At 65.1% G+C, this 19,245-nt stretch carries 18 protein-coding genes; 8 read left to right on the forward strand and 10 right to left on the reverse strand.

Features of this window, described 5'->3' with window-relative positions:
- Positions 1 to 38: 38 nt before the first annotated feature.
- Genes ACK4FJ_RS05770 through ACK4FJ_RS05780 form a run of 3 tightly spaced genes read right to left on the reverse strand, consistent with a single transcriptional unit; the run spans position 39 to position 3,740 of the window.
- The gene (locus ACK4FJ_RS05770; RefSeq protein WP_409764898.1) at positions 39 to 1,196 is read right to left on the reverse strand and encodes an acyl-CoA dehydrogenase family protein; all 1,158 of its coding nucleotides are present in this window, start codon (positions 1,194 to 1,196) and stop codon (positions 39 to 41) included.
- Between the two features lie 32 nt (positions 1,197 to 1,228).
- On the reverse strand, positions 1,229 to 2,848 hold the full coding sequence (locus ACK4FJ_RS05775; protein ID WP_409764899.1) for an acyl-CoA carboxylase subunit beta: 1,620 nt from the start codon (positions 2,846 to 2,848) through the stop codon (positions 1,229 to 1,231).
- Positions 2,849 to 2,852: 4 nt separating this feature from the next.
- The gene (locus ACK4FJ_RS05780; protein ID WP_409764900.1) at positions 2,853 to 3,740 is read right to left on the reverse strand and encodes an SDR family oxidoreductase; all 888 of its coding nucleotides are present in this window, start codon (positions 3,738 to 3,740) and stop codon (positions 2,853 to 2,855) included.
- 204 nt (positions 3,741 to 3,944) lie between these two features.
- Here ACK4FJ_RS05780 and ACK4FJ_RS05785 point away from each other — a divergent pair, with 204 nt between their 5' ends.
- Positions 3,945 to 4,235, forward strand: coding sequence for an SCP2 sterol-binding domain-containing protein (locus ACK4FJ_RS05785; RefSeq protein ID WP_409764901.1), 291 nt, complete (start codon positions 3,945 to 3,947; stop codon positions 4,233 to 4,235).
- Positions 4,236 to 4,301: 66 nt separating this feature from the next.
- On the opposite strand, the gene ACK4FJ_RS05790 is transcribed toward ACK4FJ_RS05785, so the two are convergent.
- Both ACK4FJ_RS05790 and ACK4FJ_RS05795 read right to left on the reverse strand, forming a co-directional pair.
- The gene (locus tag ACK4FJ_RS05790; RefSeq protein WP_409764902.1) at positions 4,302 to 5,099 is read right to left on the reverse strand and encodes an FTR1 family protein; all 798 of its coding nucleotides are present in this window, start codon (positions 5,097 to 5,099) and stop codon (positions 4,302 to 4,304) included.
- 150 nt (positions 5,100 to 5,249) lie between these two features.
- The gene (locus ACK4FJ_RS05795; protein WP_409764903.1) at positions 5,250 to 7,256 is read right to left on the reverse strand and encodes a methyl-accepting chemotaxis protein; all 2,007 of its coding nucleotides are present in this window, start codon (positions 7,254 to 7,256) and stop codon (positions 5,250 to 5,252) included.
- Between ACK4FJ_RS05795 and ACK4FJ_RS05800 the strand changes: the two genes are divergently transcribed.
- The 6 genes from ACK4FJ_RS05800 (at position 7,246) to aroC (ending at position 13,336) form a co-directional block, all read left to right on the forward strand.
- Positions 7,246 to 7,425 (forward strand): hypothetical protein, encoded by a 180-nt coding sequence (locus ACK4FJ_RS05800; RefSeq protein WP_409764904.1) that lies wholly within the window; start codon positions 7,246 to 7,248, stop codon positions 7,423 to 7,425. The two genes, ACK4FJ_RS05795 and ACK4FJ_RS05800, sit on opposite strands and share 11 nt — an antisense overlap.
- A gap of 30 nt (positions 7,426 to 7,455) precedes the next feature.
- Complete coding sequence (locus tag ACK4FJ_RS05805) at positions 7,456 to 9,198, forward strand: cation:proton antiporter (RefSeq protein ID WP_409764905.1); 1,743 nt, start codon at positions 7,456 to 7,458, stop codon at positions 9,196 to 9,198.
- Positions 9,199 to 9,317: 119 nt separating this feature from the next.
- Positions 9,318 to 9,719: a hypothetical protein gene (locus tag ACK4FJ_RS05810; RefSeq protein WP_409764906.1), complete on the forward strand. Its 402-nt coding sequence runs from the start codon at positions 9,318 to 9,320 to the stop codon at positions 9,717 to 9,719.
- 56 nt (positions 9,720 to 9,775) lie between these two features.
- Entirely contained in the window at positions 9,776 to 11,227 is a 1,452-nt protein-coding gene (locus tag ACK4FJ_RS05815) for a hypothetical protein (protein ID WP_409764907.1), read from the forward strand.
- Between the two features lie 141 nt (positions 11,228 to 11,368).
- Positions 11,369 to 12,214, forward strand: a complete 846-nt coding sequence (gene fabI, locus ACK4FJ_RS05820; RefSeq protein ID WP_409764908.1) for an enoyl-ACP reductase FabI — start codon at positions 11,369 to 11,371, stop codon at positions 12,212 to 12,214.
- A gap of 9 nt (positions 12,215 to 12,223) precedes the next feature.
- The gene (aroC, locus tag ACK4FJ_RS05825; protein WP_409764909.1) at positions 12,224 to 13,336 is read left to right on the forward strand and encodes a chorismate synthase; all 1,113 of its coding nucleotides are present in this window, start codon (positions 12,224 to 12,226) and stop codon (positions 13,334 to 13,336) included.
- 198 nt (positions 13,337 to 13,534) lie between these two features.
- On the opposite strand, the gene ACK4FJ_RS05830 is transcribed toward aroC, so the two are convergent.
- Positions 13,535 to 13,954, reverse strand: a complete 420-nt coding sequence (locus tag ACK4FJ_RS05830) for a four-helix bundle copper-binding protein (protein WP_409764910.1) — start codon at positions 13,952 to 13,954, stop codon at positions 13,535 to 13,537.
- 99 nt (positions 13,955 to 14,053) lie between these two features.
- Here ACK4FJ_RS05830 and ACK4FJ_RS05835 point away from each other — a divergent pair, with 99 nt between their 5' ends.
- Positions 14,054 to 14,647, forward strand: a complete 594-nt coding sequence (locus ACK4FJ_RS05835) for a peroxidase-related enzyme (RefSeq protein ID WP_409764911.1) — start codon at positions 14,054 to 14,056, stop codon at positions 14,645 to 14,647.
- Between the two features lie 545 nt (positions 14,648 to 15,192).
- Here the strand turns inward: ACK4FJ_RS05835 and ACK4FJ_RS05840 are convergent.
- The 4 genes from ACK4FJ_RS05840 to ACK4FJ_RS05855 all read right to left on the reverse strand — a co-directional run bounded on the left by ACK4FJ_RS05840 (position 15,193) and on the right by ACK4FJ_RS05855 (position 19,165).
- Positions 15,193 to 16,524 (reverse strand): hemolysin family protein, encoded by a 1,332-nt coding sequence (locus tag ACK4FJ_RS05840; RefSeq protein WP_409764912.1) that lies wholly within the window; start codon positions 16,522 to 16,524, stop codon positions 15,193 to 15,195.
- A 174-nt stretch (positions 16,525 to 16,698) separates the two neighbouring features.
- Positions 16,699 to 17,016, reverse strand: coding sequence for a hypothetical protein (locus ACK4FJ_RS05845; RefSeq protein ID WP_409764913.1), 318 nt, complete (start codon positions 17,014 to 17,016; stop codon positions 16,699 to 16,701).
- Positions 17,017 to 17,291: 275 nt separating this feature from the next.
- Entirely contained in the window at positions 17,292 to 18,371 is a 1,080-nt protein-coding gene (locus ACK4FJ_RS05850; RefSeq protein WP_409764914.1) for a metal-dependent hydrolase, read from the reverse strand.
- A 92-nt stretch (positions 18,372 to 18,463) separates the two neighbouring features.
- Positions 18,464 to 19,165 carry a helix-turn-helix transcriptional regulator gene (locus tag ACK4FJ_RS05855; RefSeq protein WP_409764915.1) on the reverse strand — a complete coding sequence of 234 codons (702 nt, stop codon included), beginning with the start codon at positions 19,163 to 19,165 and terminating at the stop codon, positions 18,464 to 18,466.
- Positions 19,166 to 19,245 lie beyond the last annotated feature (80 nt).

A 19,245-nucleotide genomic window follows, 5' to 3' on the forward strand; every position in this document is an offset into this window, starting at 1 on the left:
GGGCATGACGGCTTTTCTTTTGGGTTCGATCGCCGCGTTCACTTCTTCTTGCCCGGCAGGATGCCCATGTATTTGCAGATAATGCCCAGCATGATCTCGTCGGCGCCGCCGCCGATCGAGCCCAGGCGGGTGTCGCGATAGGCGCGGCTGACCGGGGTTTCGTTCATGAAGCCCATGCCGCCGTAATATTGCAGGCAGGCATCGGTGACGACGCGAGCCAGGCGGCCGGATTTCAGCTTGGCCATCGAGGCCAGCCGCGTCACGTCCTCACCCTTCACCAGCAGGTCGGCGGCGCGGTAGGTCAGCGCGCGCAGCAGCTCCACCTCGGTCTGCAGTTCGGCGAGGCGGAAATGCACCACCTGATTGTCCAGGATCGGCTGGCCGAAGGTCTTGCGCTGGCGGGTATATTCGATGGTCTGCTCGATGAGGCGCTCCAGGCTGATCAGGCTGGAGGCGGCGGCCCACAGGCGCTCCTCCTGGAACTGCACCATCTGGTACATGAAGCCATGGCCTTCCTGGCCGATCAGGTAACGCTGCGGCACGCGCACGTCGTCGAGATAGATCTGCGCCGTATCCGAGGAATGCATGCCCATCTTGTCGAGCTTGCGCGCGATCTGCACGCCCTTGGTCTTCATTGGCACGCAGATCAGCGACTTGTTCTGGTGCACCGGGCCTTCGCCGGTATTGGCCAGCAGGCACATCCAGTCGGCCTGGGTGCCGCTGGTGGTCCACATCTTGCCGCCGTTGATCACGTAATCATCGCCGTCCTTTTTCGCCGTGGTCTTGATGCCGGCCACGTCCGACCCGGCACCGACCTCGGACACGCCCAGGCAGGCGACATAATCGCCGCTGATGCTGGGGCTAAGGAATTCCTTGCGCAGCTCGTCGGAGCCGAAGCGCGCCAGCGCCGGCGTCGCCATGTCGGTCTGCAGGCCAATCGCCATCGGCACGCCACCGCAATTGATGTAGCCCAGCGCCTCGGTCATCACCATGTGGTAGGAGTAATCTAGGCCGAGGCCGCCATATTCCACCGGCTTGTTGATGCCGAGGAAACCCATCTTGCCCATCTTCTTGAACAATTCGTGGGCGGGGAAGATGCCGGCCTTTTCCCATTCATCGACATGCGGATTGATCTCCGCCTCGATGAATTTCTTCATGTTGTCGTGGATGCTCTTGTGTTCCGGCGTGAAGTCCATTCTCTGCGCTCCTCGATCTTTCTTTTTATTCGTTACATGCGGGCGATGCCGAAGGCATTCGGCTTGACCACCCGCGCGTCGCCTTCGCGGCAGACGCTTAGACACAGCCCCAGCACGCGCCGGCTGTCGCGCGGGTCGATCAGGCCGTCGTCCCACAGCCGCGCCGTGGCGAACAGGGCCGTGCTTTCGGCCTCCATCTTCTTCACGACTTTTGCCTTCATGCCCTCGATCACGGTGGCATCGACCTCGGCGCCGGCGCGGCGGAATTTCTCTTCCGCCACGATGGCCAGCACGCCGGCGGCCTGTTCCGGACCCATCACCGCGATGCGGTTGTTGGGCCAGGCGAAGATGAAACGCGGATCATAGGACCGGCCGCACATGCCGTAATTGCCGGCGCCGAAGCTGGCGCCGATATGTAGCGTCAGCTTGGGCACGCGCGCATTGGTCACGGCCTGGATCATTTTCGAGCCATGCTTGACGATGCCGCCGCGTTCCGCGTCCTTGCCCACCATGTAGCCGGTGGTGTTCTGCAAAAACACGATGGGCATGTCGGCCTGGTCGCAGAGCTGGATGAACTGCGCGGCCTTCACCGCGCCTTCGGTATCGATGGGACCGTTATTGCCGATGATGCCCACCGCCTCGCCTTCGATGGCGGCCTGCAGGCAGACGGTGTGCGGGCCATACAGCGGCTTGAAATCCACCGCCTCGCTGCCATCCACCAGGCGCGCCACCACCTCGCGCACGTCATAGGGCTTGCGGTAATCCACCGGCACCACGCCGCAGAGTTCGTCCGGATCGTAGAGCGGCGCGGTCCAGCTTTTTTTGCGAAGCTGCGGGCCACGCTCGTTCCAGGGCAGGCGCGCCATGATCTCGCGCGCGATGCGCAGGCCGTCGGCATCGTCCTCGGCCAGGAATTCCGCCACGCCGGAGACCTGCGCATGCAGCTCGGCGCCGCCCAGTTCCTCGTCGGTGGCGATTTCGCCGGTGGCGGATTTCAGCAGCGGCGGCCCGGCCAGGAAAATCTTCGCCCGGCCTTTCACCACCACCACATAATCGCTCATGCCCGGCACATAGGCGCCGCCTGCCGTGGACGAGCCATGCACCACGGTGATCTGCGGGATGCCGGCGGCCGAGAGGCGGGCCTGATTGGCGAAGCCACGTCCGCCATCGACGAAGATCTCGGCCTGGTAATTGAGATTCGCGCCGCCGGATTCCACCAGGTTCACCACCGGCAGCTTGTTCTGCACGGCGATCTCCTGGGCGCGCAGGCTCTTGCGCAGGCCCATCGGTGCGATGGTGCCGCCCTTGATGCCGGAATCGGAGGCCGTGACCATGCAGCGGATGCCGGCAATGAAGCCGATGCCGGCGATGAAGCCGCCGCCCATGATATTCTCGGCGCCGTCGTCGTCATGCATCCTGTAGCCGGCGAGCGTCGAGATTTCGAGAAACGGCGCACCGCGATCCAGCACATGGGCCAGCCGGTCGCGCGGCGTGAGCTGGCCGCGTTTCTCGAATACCGGCTTGCGGGCATCGGAGGTATCGCGCACGCGCTGTTCCAGCGTGCGGAAGCCCTCGATCAGCGCCAGCATGTCGGCGCGGTTCTGCTTGAAGCTTTCCGAACCTGTGTCGACCTGCGAGCGCAGCACCGCCATCGGATTATTTCTCCTGCAGCACGTTCGGCATCACCGAACGGTGGAAACCGTCGAAGGCCTGCGACCGGTCGTGTTTTGGCAAGGGATAATGCCGCCGCGCATTGGGCACGCCGCCATCCACGCGCAACGTGGTGCCCGAGATGAAGCCTGCCGCCGGCGACAGCAGGTAGACGATGGCAGCCGAGACTTCCGCCTCGGTGCCCAGGCGCTGCAGCGGCACATGGTCGCGCATGCCACGGATCAACGGCTTCATCCAGTCGGGATAGGTGTCCATGCCAGAGGATGCGATCCAGCCCGGCGCCACGGCATTCACCCGCACGCCCGAGACGCCCCATTCGCAGGCCGCCGTTTCGGTGAAATTCACCATGCCGGCACGCGCCGCGCCCGAATGGCCCATATTGGGCATGCCGTTCCACATGTCGGCCACGATGTTGACGATGGCGCCGCCATGATCGGCCATCCACTGGGTGTAGCATTCCCGCGCCATCAGGAAGCCGCCGGTGAGGTTGTTGCGCACCACGGCATCCCAGCCTTTCTGGCTGATCTGACTGAGCGGCGCCGGGAACTGGCCCCCGGCATTGTTGACTAGGCCGTCGATGCGGCCGAAGCGCTTGAGGATCGCCTTCGCCGTCTCGGCGACTTTGTCTTCCTCGCGGATGTCGCAGGAAAAGATGTCGACCTCGCAGCCGGGATTATCTGCACGCAGTTCCTCGGCCACGCTTTGCAGCTTTTCGATCTTGCGGCCGATCAGCGCGAGCGTCGCGCCCAGATGGCTGAGTTCATGCGCGGTGCAGCGGCCGATGCCCGAACCGCCACCGGTGACCACGATCACCTGACCGGCGAACAGGCCATCGCGAAATACCGAACGATACGGACCCGAAACCGCCGCCATCCGTTTCACTCCCTGACAGCAGTCAAACAAGACTGCATGCTGTTTTTATGCGTTGCAGCGACGCTACTTGACGCTTACGTAAACGTCAATATAGGGTGCCGCCAAAGCCGCGTGGCTGTTGACGTTGCGTCAATTCGCAGATGTCGATGCCGTTGCGGAAGCCTGCATCATTTCTCAGCGATTCACACGAGCCAGGGAGGCCACATGTCGCTCGACCAGATCACCCAGCAGATGAGCCAGCGCGTGAAGCCGGGCGCAATCGACGCCACGGTGAAATTCGATTTCGGCGATGACGGCCAGATCTTCGTGGACGGCAATGCCGGCACCGTCAGCAACGAAGACGCCGAGGCCGACTGCACCATCACCATCTCGATGGACAATTTCATCGCGCTGAGCAGCGGCGACCTCGACCCCACCACCGCCTTCATGATGGGCAAGCTGAAGGTGAAGGGCAATATGGGCGTGGCGATGAAGCTGCAGTCGATCCTCGGCTGAGCTTCAGGCCAGCGTAAAGCCAAAGGCCGGGCGGCAGCGATGCCGTCCGGCCTTTTTGTTGTCCGGTTATGCCATCGCGCGGCGGCGCTGGCGCCCTTGCAGCAGCGCGAACAAGCCCGCCGCCAGCAGCAGCGTGGCCTGCAGGCCGATGGCCTGGATGGTGGGGTTGAAACCCGCCTGCACCGCCCAGGCCGGCAGGCCGACATCGTCATAGGGCAGCCAGCCGATCTCCTGGAATTCCAGCAGCGCGCCACCGATGAAGCGCAGGCCGAGCAGGAACAGCAGCGCGGAGGTGACGGCGAAGACCGGGCGCAACGGCAGGCGCAGCGCAAGTTTCGTCATCGCCAGATAGATCAGCGCCAGCGCCAGCCCGGCGCCGCCCAAGCCCAGCAGCATGCCCGGCACGCCGCTTTGCGCGCCGGCCTCGGCATTGGCCATGGCCGCGTGCAGGAACAGGATCGTCTCGGCGCCCTCGCGGAAGACGGCGAGAAAGGCGATGCCGGCCAGCAGCCATGGCCTGTCGGCGCGCAGCGCCTGTTCGGTCTGGGCCTGCAGGCGGCGCTTCCAGCCTTCCGGATCCTGCCGCAGCCAGAGCCAGCCGCTGACATAGAGTAGCAGCACGGCCGCCACCGACATCACGATGGCCTCGGTGAGGTCGTCATGGGCGCCGCCGAAGAAGGCGTAGAAAATCCAGGCGGCACCGGCGCTGCCCGCCAGCGCGGCGAGGCTGCCCCAGAGCAATGCTACGCGGCGATGGCCCTCGCCGGCGCGCTGCAGGAAGGCGGCCAGAGCCGCGACCACCAGCAGGGCTTCCAGCCCCTCGCGCAGCACGATGAAAAAGGATTCGACAGCGACCGGCATCATGGCGGCGGCTCTCCTATGCTTGGGCGGGGCAGGCCGACGCTATTGCGAGGCGTTTGCTACAGCAAGCCCGCCAGCGGCGGCAAAACGCCGCGCCCGGTCCAAAACACGGCACCGGGTTTGACCTGCATCACGCCCAGGCTGGAATCATCCTCATTCCGCCGCCAGCAATCTGGGCCGCGAAGCCGACTTCAGTTTGAAGAAGGCGACCAGTTCGGCCAGCCCGCGCGCCATCGTATTGAGCGACTGGGCGGCGGCATGGGTCTGCTCGACCAGCGCGGCATTGCGCTGGGTCAGTTCGTCCATGTTGCCGACCGCCACGTTCACCTCGTCCAGGCCGCGCGACTGCTCGTTCGAGGCATTGGCGATTTCGGCCACGATGCCGCTGACCTTGTCGACGGCGGCGACGATCTCGCCCAGCGACCCGCCGGTCCGCTTGACCAGCTCGGCGCCGGTCTTCACCTGGGCATTCGAGTCCTGGATCAGCGCCTTGATATCCTTCGACGCGTTCGCACTGCGCTGCGCCAGCGCGCGCACTTCCTGAGCGACAACAGCGAAACCCTTGCCAGCTTCTCCCGCGCGGGCTGCCTCAACGGAAGCATTCAGCGCGAGCAGGTTGGTCTGGAAGGCGATCTCGTCGATCAGGCCGACGATGTCGGCGATCTTCTGCGCGCCCTGCTCGATGGCGCTCATCGCGCTGACCGCATTGCGCACCACATCGCCGCCGTGATGGGCGATGCCGCGCGTATCGCTGGCCAGCTGGTCGGCGGAATGCGCGTTCTCGGCATTCTGCTTCACCGTCGCCGTCACTTCATGCATGGCGGCGGCCGTCTGCTCCAGCGCCGCGGCCTGGCTTTCGGTGCGGCCGGCCAGGTCTTCCGAACCCGATGAGATTTCCGCTGCCGCCTGTTGCAGGGTCGAAACCGACTGCGACAGTTCGCCGGCAAACCGCTGCAGGGTCGCCGCCATGGCATTGGCGCTGTCCTTCAGGTCGGCGAAGACGCCGTCATAATCGCCGGCCACGCTGCGGCTGACATCGCCTTCGGCCATGCCATGGATCACGCCAGCCAGTTCGCCGGTCACGCTGTGCAGAGTGGCGGTCAGTTTGTTCAGCCGCCGCGTCACCTCCAGCAGGAAACCATCCTTGCCGGCCTCGCTCAGGCGCGTCTCCAGCCGGCCATGAGCGATCTCCTCGCACAAAGCTGCGATCTCGCGAGCGGCGGCCTGTTCCCGCGCCTCGCGGGCTTCCCGCTGTTCGTCGGCCTGGCGGCGGGTTTCCTCGGCCTCGCGCTGCAACCGGTCGTTTTCCATGCCGTTGGTCTTGAACACGCCGACCGCACGGGCGATGGCGCCGATCTCGTCGCCGCGCCCGGTATGCGGCACCTCGGTTTTCCAGTCGCGATGCGCCAGGCGGTCGATCGCCTCGGTCAGGGCATGCAGCGGGCGGGCCACCGCGCGCGCCAGCATCCAGCCGAACAGCACCAGGATCAGGCCGTTGATGGTGACGGCGATGCCGGTCTTGATGAATTGCTGCCGCATCACCGCGTCGACGTCATCAAGATAGATGCCGCTGCCGACCACCCAGCCCCAGGGTGCATAGCCCTTCACGTAGGAGACTTTCTCCACCGGCTCGCTGCTGCCCGGTTTGGGCCAGCGATACTCGATCGCGCCTTCGCCCTTTTCGCGGGCGATGCGGGTGAATTCGACGAAGATCTTCTTGCCGTCGGGATCGGCATATGAACTCACATCCCGGCTTACCAGGTCCTTTGCGAAGGGATGCATCAGCAGCACGGGCTTCTGGTCGTTGATCCAGAAATACTCCCGCCCGCCGTAACGCAGCCCCTGCAGCATGGCCAAAGCGGCCTGCTGCGCCGCCTCGCGGCTCATCGCGCCCGTCTCGGCAGCAGTACCGAACTGCTGCACGATGCCATGGGCCACCTCGACCAGTTCGCGGGTCTTGGTGGCGCGATCCTCCAGCAGGCTGCCGCGTAGCTGGTAGAGATCGATGCCGAGCTGGATCGCCAGGCTGGCGATGGCGACCAGAATGATCGCCATGATGCGGACCAGGACGGAGAGGCCGCGCCCCGCATTGGCGCCCCCCTGATCGATACCCTTCTGGTCGACGGCTGGGGCGGCGACGGTCGATGTGATGGAAGACATGGCAGGCTTTCGGGAGAATCGTTGCAGGGAGGATTACGGCTTTGTAATTGCCGTGGTGATGCCCTGGCAGGGCGCAGGCTGCTTTGCTCTAGATCAGTTGTGGCCCTATTCCACCGCTGGAAATGCTGTTGCAGCTACAGAAAAAAATCGAGCCGATACGATTATTTGACGATCCGCTCCGGGTAGGCGAAGGTCAGGCATGGAGCATTCCGAGACCATTCCCTATTTCCGCGAGCTGATCGTTTTCCTGGTGGCGGCCGGCATCGTGGTGCCGGTTTTCCACCGCCTGAGGCTGAGCCCCGTGCTCGGCTTCCTCGCCGTGGGCCTGCTGATCGGTCCTTACGGCCTGGCGCTGTTCGCCGACCGCCTGCCCTGGCTGGGCTATGTCACCATCGGCGACATCGCCGGCGTGCGGCTGATCGCCGAATTCGGCATCATCTTCCTGCTGTTCATGATCGGGCTGGAGCTTTCGCTCGACCGGCTGTGGCAGATGAAGCGCCTCGTGCTCGGCCTGGGCCTGGCCCAGGTGCTGATCGCTGCCGCCGCGATCGGCGGCATCGCCATGGCGTTCGGCAACAGCGGGCCGGCCGCGATCATTCTGGGCAGCTGCCTCGCGCTCAGTTCCACCGCCATCGTGATGCAGCTGCTGATCGAAAGCCGGCGTGGCGGCACGCCGGTCGGCCGCGCCAGTTTCGCCATCCTGCTGATGCAGGATCTGGCCGTGGTGCCGATCCTGTTCATGGTCGGTTTCCTGGCCACCGCCGGCAGCGTCAGCGGCGAAAACATGATGCTGCAGGTGGGCGAGACGCTGGTGATTGCCATCGCCGCCATTGTTGGAATCATCGTGATCGGCCGGCGCCTGCTGGGGCCGCTGTTCCGCCTGGCCGGTGGTGCCAAAAGCCCCGAGATGTTCATGGCGCTGATCCTGCTGGTGGTGATCGCCATGGCGGCGGCCACCGGCATCGCGGGCCTTTCCATGGCGCTCGGCGCCTTTCTCGCCGGCCTGCTGCTGGCGGAAAGCGAATACCGTCATGCCGTCGAGGTGAGCATCGAACCCTTCAAGGGCCTGCTGCTCGGCCTGTTCTTCCTGTCGGTCGGCATGGGCATCGATCTGCGCGTCGCGGCCGATCATGCGCTGTGGATCCTGCTGTCGGTGATCGGCCTGTTCGTCATCAAGGGTGTCATCATCGCCGCGCTCGCACTGCTGTTCGGCCAGAGCCGCAGCACCGCGCTGGAAATGGCCCTGCTGCTGGGCCAGGGCGGCGAATTCGCTTTCGTGGTGGTGGGCCTGGGCGAGCGGTATCGCCTGCTGCCGACCGAGACGGCGCAGTTCATGCTGCTGGTCGTATCGCTGTCGATGCTGGCCACACCCTTTATTGCCCAGGCGGCGCGGCGCGTGGCGCAGACGATGTCGGATCGCACGGCCTACTCGGCGCATGGCGTGAAGGACGATGCCGAACACCAGGAAGGCCATGTGGTGATCTGCGGCTATGGCCGCGTCGGCCGCATGATCGCCAGCCTGCTGGATGCCGAACAGATTCCCTGGGTGGCGCTGGATGCCCATGCCGAAACCGTGACGACCGAACGCCGCGCCGGCCGGCCGGTGCATTACGGCGATGCCAGCCGGGTCGAATTGCTGGAGAAACTGTCGGCCAGCCACGCCCAGGCCCTGGTGGTGACGCTGGACGATCCCGCAGCCGCCGGGCATCTGGTCGCCACGGCCCATCGCGCCTGGCCGCATCTGCCGGTTTTCGCCCGCGCCCGCGACCACGGCCATGCCGAGCATCTGCGCAAACTGGGCGCGGCCCAGGTGATCGCCGAAGCCGCCGAAGCCTCGCTGCAGCTCGGCGCCCTGGCGCTGGCGCAGGTCGGACTGCCCGAGGATGCCGTACGCCAGCGGCTGGAACGGGCCCGCAGCATCGGACAGGAAACCGCCGAATAAGCGGCCCGGTCAGACAGCAGGCGGTGAATACAGGAATAATATCCGGTTTTGTTCTCTTTATGTATTGACAATCGATCAGACTACCCGCATATTCAGGCACCTGTTAACCAGCCGAGCCCATGCCCGACCTCAGCCCGGACGCCGCACCGTCACCAGCAGGATCGCCACCCGACCGCAGCGGCCGGGGCTGGCGGCTGCTGACGATCCTGTTCTGCGTCCTGCTGGCGATCCCCTTTCTGTCCATGATCATTTTCGCCACCGAGGCGGTCGCCATTTCAGTCGGCGGCAAGGGTTCGATCTACCACCATCTGGCATACTGGGCGATCCGCGTCGGCATCTATGGCACGCTTCTGGCGCTGGCCGGATTCGCCATCCGCCGCTTCATGCCGCCCATGCGCCGGCGGCCTTACTGGATCGGGCTCGGCATTGCCGGCACCCTGCTCCTGCTGCCCTGGAGCGCCATGACCCTGTTCATTTTGATTAGTTTGGCGACGTCCCTGATATTCCGGATGATCGGCTGATGCCGGCCATTCTTGTTTAAGAACAAATCATGATCATTTTAGAATAGGAGATTTACATGCCCTCTCGCCGCCCGTCATCTGCCGAGCAGCGCAACGCCCTGGATGCCGCCCGCGCCCGCCTGAAAGACAACGACATCGATGGCTACTGGACCGCGCTGGAGAAACAGGATTCCTATGCCGGGCTGGCGCGCGACGTCGCCGCCAACCGCGGCAAAAACGGCGAGATCGCCAATACGCGGCTCGACCGCTTTGTTCGCGAGGCTCGTGGTCGCGATCTGGATGATGCCGAACGCGCCGCGATCAGGCGCGAGATCGCCGCCGCCGATCTGGCGCAACGCGAACGCAATCTCGCCGAGACCGGCGATCACCGCGTCACCGGTCCGCAGAGCGTTGAGTATCATCGTGACGTCTTCGAAGCGCGCGGCATCCCGAAGGAAGCCTATTTCCCGACGCGGCTGCAGCCTGCGATCGGCAGCATCTGGGGTTTGCCCGCCGGCATACATCTGCGCGATGCACCCGATTTTCCCAGCAATCCAACCGATGTGGAAAACTGGAAGCAGATCTTCGACGGCATGCAGCGGGATGTGAAACCGATCAGCGACCGCTATTTCCGCGAGGAACTCGCTGAACGCGCCAAAACCCTGCCATCGCAGGGCCTGATGGAGATCGAAGGGTTTCATGGCAATCCGCAGAACGAGGCGCTGGATGCGCAACACAGCGATGCATCGGCATCTTTCGAATCCCGCCTCAGTGCGCTGCCACCCGCGCCGGAACGCTGGCTGGATTTCACACTGAGCAAGCAGCCGGCCGATCTGTCGCGTGCCGACCTGCATACCCTGCAGGCCCATGACGCCTACCTGAAACCGCAGCATCCGCGCCATGACGATGCTTTCCGTCTGGTCAGCGACACCTATCGCCATCTTTACGGCGACGCAGCGCAGGATACCGATGCCACGGGCCGGCCTCTGCGCGGTATGCCGCAGCGCGACCTGCCCGAACAGTCGCGACGCAACAGCGCGGAAACCCGGCGCGAGGATACGCTGCGTGCCTTCGGCCGCGAACTCGACGACTGGTACAAGGCGATGAAACAATCGCCCCGCCTGCTCGGCGAAGCCGGAAGCGAACTCGTCAAACTGATGCAGGATGGCCTGAACGACCTGCTGTGGCCCGACCAGCCCGCGCCACGGCCGCAGCAGGCGGCGCGTGGGCCCTATCGCGGCGGCCCGCTGCTGGTGGATGGCGATCTGGGACCGGTGACGGCCCAGGCGCTCGACCGCGCCGAGGCAGAAGGCCTGCTGCCGCCCCTGCAAGACGAGATGAAACGCAGCCTTCGCACCCTCAGGGGCTTGATGTTCGTCTCTCCTCCCCTACTCGGCCTGCCCGGCGATCTGTTGCAGCAGCAGCGCGAGCAGATCGGACCGCTGCCAAGTGCCGCCGACCGCACCTGGCCGGACTTGGCACACCCGAGCCGGTCGGCGCAGCGGCCGGCATACGAACCGGGTCTATAGCCGATCTTCTTTTCATCATAATGGCTTAGGCCGCTTGGCCAAAACCCGGCTTTGGGCTACTCTCGCCGCCCAGTGTTTCGTGCCAGGAGCGCCGCAGCGGCTGCGCCGGCCGTCTCGCGCCACAGCCTTACCGGGGGATTTATGTCGCAACCGCAACCGCTCATGCATGGCAAACGCGGCCTTATCATGGGCGTCGCCAACGACCGTTCGCTGGCCTGGGGCATCGCCAAGGCGGTGCATGCCCAGGGCGCCGAACTGGCCTTCACCTACCAGGGCGAGGCGCTGGAAAAACGCGTGCGGCCGCTGGCACAGACCATCGGCGCCCAGCATGTGCTGGAATGCGACGTCACCAACCCGGCTTCGATCGACGCCACTTTTGCTGCGCTGGAAAAGGCCTGGGGCAAACTCGATTTCATCGTCCATGCCATCGGCTTTTCCGACAAGAACGAGCTGAAGGGCCGCTATATCGACACCAGCTTCGAGAATTTCGCGCTGACCATGAACGTGAGCTGCTACAGCTTCACTGCCGTGATGCAGCGCGCCGAGAAGCTGATGACCGATGGCGGCAGCGCCATCACGCTGACCTATTACGGCGCCGAGCGCGTCATGCCGCATTACAACGTGATGGGCGTGGCCAAGGCAGCTCTTGAAGCAAGCGTGCGCTACCTTGCCGCCGACCTGGGCAAGAAGGGTATCCGCGTCAACGCCATCTCGGCCGGCCCGATCAAGACCCTGGCCGCCAGCGGCATCGGCGATTTCCGCTATATCCTGAAATGGAACGAGCTGAACGCGCCCCTGCGCCAGAACGTGACCATCGAGCAGGTCGGCGGCGCCGGCCTGTATCTGCTGTCCGATCTGGGCTCGGGCGTCACCGGCGAAGTGCATCACGTCGACAGCGGCTATCACGCCGTCGGCATGGTGGCGACCGACCAGGCCGCCCAGGTGGCCGACCTGCTGCTTTCCCTCGGCGGCAAGAAGGCCGAGTAAGCAAGCACAATGTCCGATAACAGCTTCGGCCGGCTCTTCCGCGTCACCACATGGGGTGAAAGCCACGGGCCGGCGCTGGGCTGCGTGATCGACGGCACGCCGCCGCGCGTGCCGCTGTCGGAAGCCGACATCCAGCACTGGATGGACCAGCGCAAGCCGGGCACCTCGCGTTTCGTGACCCAGCGGCGCGAACCGGATGAAGTGAAAATTCTGTCGGGCGTGTTCGAAGGCCAGACCACCGGCACGCCGATTTCACTGCTGATCGAGAATGTCGACCAGCGCTCGAAGGATTACGGCGAGATCATGGACAAGTTCCGTCCCGGTCACGCCGATTACACCTACTGGAGCAAATACGGCATCCGCGACTATCGCGGCGGTGGGCGCAGCTCGGCGCGCGAGACGGCGGCCCGCGTGGCCGCCGGCGCGGTGGCGCGCAACGTGCTTGCAAGTCTGATTGGTCCCGCCGTGCAGATCCGCGGCGCGCTGGTGCAGGTGGGCGAGAAGACCATCGACCCGGCGAACTGGAACTGGGACAGCGTGACGCAGAATCCCTTCTGGTGCCCCGATCCGAAAATGGCCATGGAATGGGAAGATTACCTGGATGGTATCCGCAAGGCGGGCTCCTCTGTGGGTGCCGTCGTCGAGTTGCGCGCGTCCGGCATTCCCGCCGGGCTGGGCGAGCCGATCTATGGCAAGCTGGATGCCGATCTCGCCGCCGCCATGATGAGCATCAATGCCGTGAAGGGCGTGGAGATCGGCGCCGGCTTTGCGTCGGCCCGCCTGACCGGCGAGCAGAATGCCGACGAGATGAGGCTGGGCAGCGACGGCCGCGCGGATTTCACCTCCAATCAGGCTGGCGGCATCCTGGGCGGCATCTCCTCGGGCCAGGAGATCGTGGTGCGCTTCGCCGTGAAGCCGACCTCCTCCATCCTCAATCCGCGTGCCACCATCGACCGCTTCGGTGCTGAGACCGAGATCGTCACCAAGGGCCGGCACGATCCCTGCGTCGGTATCCGCGCCGTGCCGGTGGGCGAGGCCATGCTGGCGCTCGTGCTGGCCGATCACCTGCTGCGCCATCGTGGCCAGGTCGGCGGTTTCAAGAACGGCTTCGACGCGCGCTGACGCGCGCGCGGACGGCTTCGATCCGCAGTAATCAAAGATTGTCACGCCGGCCGCCGAGGTTTTGGAAGTCAGGGGCCTCTTACCGCATTGAAATAACCGTCATGGCCGGACTTGTTCCGGCCATCCACGTTTTCCTGGCGCCACCACGTGGATGCCCGGCACAAAGCCGGGCATGGCAGTATTGGGATAAAGCCACGCCTACTGCAGCACCGGCGCGACCGCGTCGCCCACCTGGCGGCAAAGCTGTTCGCAATGGTGGCAGGCCGCGGCGCAGATGCGGCAATGGCCATGCATCTCCCCATGACGTTCGCATTCCTCGCCACAAACCCGACAGGCTTCGGCGCAGGCCGCCAGCAGCGCGCGCAACGTCGTCTGGTTTGCGCCGGTGCACCGCGATGCCACCGTGGCGGTCACCTGGCACAGATCGGCGCAATCCAGGTCGAGACGAATGCATTGCCGCAGCTGCTCGACCGTGTCTTCCGCCAGGCAGGCATCGGCACAGGCGATGCAGGTCTGGGCGCAGTCGAGGCAGGCCTCGATGCAGCGGATCAGGGTTTCATTCGGCGCGGCATCGCCGCCGACCTGGGGATGCGTGCGGATCATGGATGCGACGTGCATGAGGGCCTCCTGCGTCAGAATGCCCTCGGGTAACCCCCGGCGGGACGCTTTGTTCCATGCGGATTTCGCCCTAGTCTGGCTCCAGAAACGGAGGAAACCATGAGCCAGTCCCCCAAGAGCGGAAAACCGCACCCCCATGCGCTGAACATCCCGGTGCCCGAGCGCCAGGATCTCGATCCCGACACCCAGGCCTATTTCGCCAAATGCGACGAGAAGATCGGCTTCGTGCCGAACGTGCTGCTCAGCTACAGCTTCGACGCCAAGAAGCTGCGCGGCTTTTCGGAGATGTATAACGAGCTGATGCTGGCGCCCTCGGGCCTCAGCAAGCTGGAGCGCGAGATGATCGCCGTGGTGGTCAGCAGCATCAACCACTGCTTCTACTGCCTCACCGCCCATGGCGCCGCCGTACGGCAGATCTCGGGCGATCCGAAACTGGGCGAACTGATGGTGATGAACTGGCGCGCCGCCGATCTGACGCCGAAGATGCGCGCCGCTCTCGAATTCGCCACCAAACTGACCGAAAGCCCGGACAAGATCGTCGAGGCCGACCGCCAGGCGTTGCGCGATGCCGGCTGGAGCGACCGCGACATCTGGGACATCGCCGCCACGATCAGCTTTTTCAACATGAGCAACCGCATGGCAGCCGCCATCGAGATGCGGCCCAACGACGAGTATCACGGCAGCTTCCGCTAAAATCCCCCGCCTGAAGGCCAGGCGTATCGCAGGCCCGCTCCCTCATCCGGAGCGGGCTTTTTGCTGCCCAGTCGTTATCGGCCCGAAATCGCCTGCGGGATCGGATGGGACCGGCCGATTCGTCCGCTTACGCCCTTCTGCCTGCCCGTCACGTGCTGATCAAAAAAGCGGCTGCCTGTGTTCCGGGCGCAACACTCATCGCCTTTTCGCGCCCGCACAATAGAATGCAGGCTAACAATCTGTCGCGCGGTGGGCCGATTCGGCTCAAAAAATGTCGCAAGTATATGTTTTTGTTAATGTGACGCCCAACACGCCTTTTCCCTCTTGCGCTGCGGATGCGAAGGGATTAGTTTGTGCATCGCAACAAGCTTCCGGTTTGTTGCATGCCCTTCTCGGGCGTTTCCTCCCTAGACTTGGGCCGCATCTTCGATGCGGCCCCTTTTTTTGTCTTCTCCACGGCCATCCATACAGGAACGCCGGATTTCACACCGGTTTCACCGCGACCGATAATTACCTGAAACCCCGCGCGCTTCTCTTAAGCGCGATCAGGAATCATGGGCCGCCACCGCTTCCTGCGGCGGCACCGCCAGCACCTTGTCGATGCGGCGGCCATCCATGTCCATCACCTCGAAGCGCCAGCCATGCCATTCCACCGCGTCGCCGGCCACCGGCAGGCGGCCGAAGCGCGCGAGCAGGAACCCGGCCACGGTATGGCCCTCTTCCTCGGGCAGATGCAGGCCGAGTTTTTCCGCCATGTCCTCGCGCGGCAAGCTGCCGTCGATCAGCCACGATCCATCCTCGCGCTGCACCAGGTCGGGCGCCTCGCCATCGGGGAAGGCGAAATCGCCCGCGATGGTCTGCAGGATGTCGTTCGCCGTCACCACGCCTTCCAGGCTGCCGAATTCATCCACCACGAAGGCCATGCCAGCCGGCGAGGCTTTGAGCAGCGTCAGCACGTCCAGCACATCGGCGCTTTCATGCACCGCCGGCACCGGATGCACGAAGGCGGCGAGGCCCTTGGCCGCAACCTGGTCGCGGCCGCCATCGAGCAGCGCGTCGAACACATCCTTCACACCGATCATGCCGACCGGTTCGGAGATCGAGCCATGGGCCGCCGGCAGGCGCAGATGCATGGTTTCACGCAGGCATTGCACCATCTCTTCATGCGGCGCGTCGAGATCGACCCAGTCGAGATCGTGGCGCGGCGTCATCACGCTGCGCACCGCACGATCGCCCAGTCTCAGCACGGCAGCGATCATCTGGCGTTCGGCCGGTTCCACCGTGCCGGCGCTTTCCGCTTCGGCCACCAGGTGGCGGATTTCCTCTTCCGTCACCGCTTCCTTGTTGCTGGCGCCGGCGCCCAGCAGGCGCAGCACGATCTTCGACGAGACATCGAGCAGCGACACGACGGGGCTGGCGATCCAGGCGAGGCCCGCCAGGAAGGGCGCCATCGCGGCGGCGATGGGTTCGGGCTTTTTCAGCGCGAGCTGCTTGGGCACCAGTTCGCCGATGATCAGCGACAGATAGGTGACCGTGCCGACCACAACCGTAAAGGCGATGCCATCGGCAATCGGTTCGGCCAGCAGGTAGGTGGCCTCGATCCAGGTGGAGAAACGGTCGGCCAGGGTGGCGCCGGAAAACGCGCCGGCCAGGATGCCGACCAGGGTGATGCCGATCTGCACGCTGGACAGGAAGCGGCCCGGATCGCCGGCCAGTTTCATCGCCAGCCGCGCGCCGCGCGCCACGGCGGTTTTCTTGCGTGCCAGCGCCTCCAGCCGCGCGCGCCGCGCCGACACCACGGCGAGCTCCGACATGGCGAGCAGGCCGTTCAGCAGGATCAACGCCGCGATGAGGATCAGCTCAAGCGCCAGCGACATGACGCGCCTTCAGGCGAAGCAGTGTACGGGACAGGGCTGCGGAAGGACGGACGCGGCCGGCGAGGGCGGGCACGACGCCCGGACAAGGTCGGTCTGGCATAGCCGGGGGACTATAAGCGACGGCCCGGCCCGATGGCTAGGGGTCAGGCCGACGCCGGGTTGCATGGAAGACGATCAGGACTCTGCTTTGGCTGTGTCGGCCGGGGCATCGGCTTTGGCCACGCGGCGCTTGCGCTTGGGCGCAACCGGCTGTTCCGCCGCGGTTTCGGCGGCTAGGCGCTTTTCTTCCTGGCTACGGGCGGCCACCTCGGCCTGTTCGGCGTCGCGGGCCAGGCGCAGGGCCCGCAGGCGGTCTACCTTGGCATATTCCGCGCGCTGTCTCTCTTCCTCGTGCTTGCGCGCCTCGGCCGCCTCGCGCTCGCGCAGGGCGGTCTTCTTGAAACGCTCCTCGGCGCGGAGACGGGCGACTTCGGCGGTGGTCGTAGACGACATGCGGTATCCTTTGTTGAAACTGGCGATTTCCCGTCATGCCGGCAGCAGCGACAGGACGGCGGTCGTATTGGCGGAAATGCGCGGCGACCAAAATGGCAGGGCTGCGACGGCGTGGAGTAATTTGGCGCTTCGCGGCCTTGTCCGGCGAAGAGCTGCGCTGCCCTGGAAGGGGTTGCCCGCGCTGCGGAGGCGCGGGTTACGGGCTGGTATTTATATAATGCATCGGGCCCGAATTTGCCAGTCAGGCGCGGCCCAGGCCGATTCAGCCAACGGAATCAACGCCCCAGCACGCCGTTCCACAATTCGGCCCAGCCCGCGCGGCTGAATCCCGGCCGTTCGGCCAGCCGTTCGGGTTCGCCCAGCACGCGGTGTTGTGCATCAAGGCGGAAGCGCAGCCCCCAGAAACCCAGGATGCTGTCGCCCGGCATGCCATAACGGTAATCGCGCGCCTCGGCGATGAAACCGCCGGCATTGCCAGCCGCCGGATCGGGTTTCAGCGTCCAGTGCAGCCGCCCGTCGGCGAACCAGCGGAACACACGGCCCTCGTGGGTCGCCTCGGCGGCTTTCAGCGCGTCGCTGCGGTCGGGCCGTGGAATCGTCTGCCAGGCAATCGGCGCCTTCGCAAACGGCGAGGCGAAACCGATCAGGATCGCATCCGGCAGATCGACCACGATGCGCCGCCACCAGGGCTGGAAGATCACCGGATAGGCGGCGACGCGCGCGACATCGGCCTGCACCGGGTTCCGCGCGCGCAATTCCTCACGCGCGCGATCCTGCATATGCAGGCCGATGCCCCAGGCCATGGTGGTGTAGAGCACGACATAGACCAGCGCGATGCGCGCCATGCGCTGCACATGGCGCGCCTTCTCCCGGCTGAACAGCCCGAACAGGAACACGACCAGCAGCGGCAGCGAATAGAGCGGATCGATGATCGGCATCGCATCGATGGCGAAACGCACCTGGCTGAACGGCGCCAGAAGCTGCGTGCCATAGGCGGTGAAGAGATCGAGCACGGGATGCGTGACGCAGCACAGCGCACCCAGCCACATCCAGCAATGGCGGCGGTTGCGGTCCTCTTCCGTATCGGCCGGCTTGCGGCGCAGGCGCTCGGCTTTCCAGATCAGCCAGCCGATGGCCGTGCCATAGACCAGTGTGGCCGGAATCGAATGGGTGATGGCGCGGTGATACAGCCAGCCATCGGTGATGGCCTCGTGGCCGAACAGCCGCGACAGCACATCGAGATCGGGCAGGGTGGCGATCAGTCCACCCGCGGCGACTGCGCGACGGCCCAGCACGCGGCGCGCGCCGGCCTGGGCGACCACGCCGCCGAACAGAAGCTGGGTCACGCTATCCATGGGAAGAACCAAAATGCTGGAAGGCAGGGAAAGACATGCCGCGACAATCTGGCATGCCGCCCATGAATTTCAAGGCACTGGTTTTCCGGACATCAGGCCTCGCAGGACGGCCGGCTGCGCTGGGCCTTCTGCCATTTCGCGCGCAGGGCGCTGGGGCGATCGGGGTAGCGCTCGTCGAGGAAATCGGCGGCCAGCACGCGGTCGGTGCGGAAGGTGCGAAAATCGCCGCGCAGTTCGCACCAGGCCACGATCATGCGCACGGTGTCGAAATAACCCACCGTGACCGGCCAGATCACGCGCTTCGTCTCGCGGCCCTGCTCGTCGCGATAATCCAGCGCGATCTTGCGCCCGGTGCGGATGGCAAGCCGCGTCTGCGCCATGTCGATGGCATCGGGCTGCAGGTTCCAGCTTGGCGGCGCCGTGTTGGCCGGTTCGGCCGCATAGGGACGCAGGCGTTCTGGCACGGCCTGGGCGATCTTGGCGATCAGGTCCAGCGCCGCACGCCCCAGCACCGGATCGGCGCGGCGCGACACCCATTGCGCGCCCAGCACCGCCGCCTCGATTTCATCCGGCGTGAGCATCAGTGGCGGCAGGTCGAAGCCATGGTCCAGCACATAGCCCATGCCGGCCTCGCCGCGGATCGGCACGCGCTGCGCCATCAGCGCCGCGATGTCGCGATAGACGCTGCGTTTCGATGTCTCCAGTTCCTGCGCCAGCGCCTCGGCCGTCACCGGATGGCGGCGGGCGCGGCGCAGGATCTGCACGATCTGGAACAGGCGGTCGGCTTTTCTCATGGGCCATGTCTAACGAAGCGATGCTGACAGCATGGTGGCAGCAGGGGTTCGCTACAAGCGTTTCCCATGGCAACGGCTGC

Source organism: Ferrovibrio sp., from assembly GCF_046297595.1.
GTDB lineage: Bacteria > Pseudomonadota > Alphaproteobacteria > Ferrovibrionales > Ferrovibrionaceae > Ferrovibrio.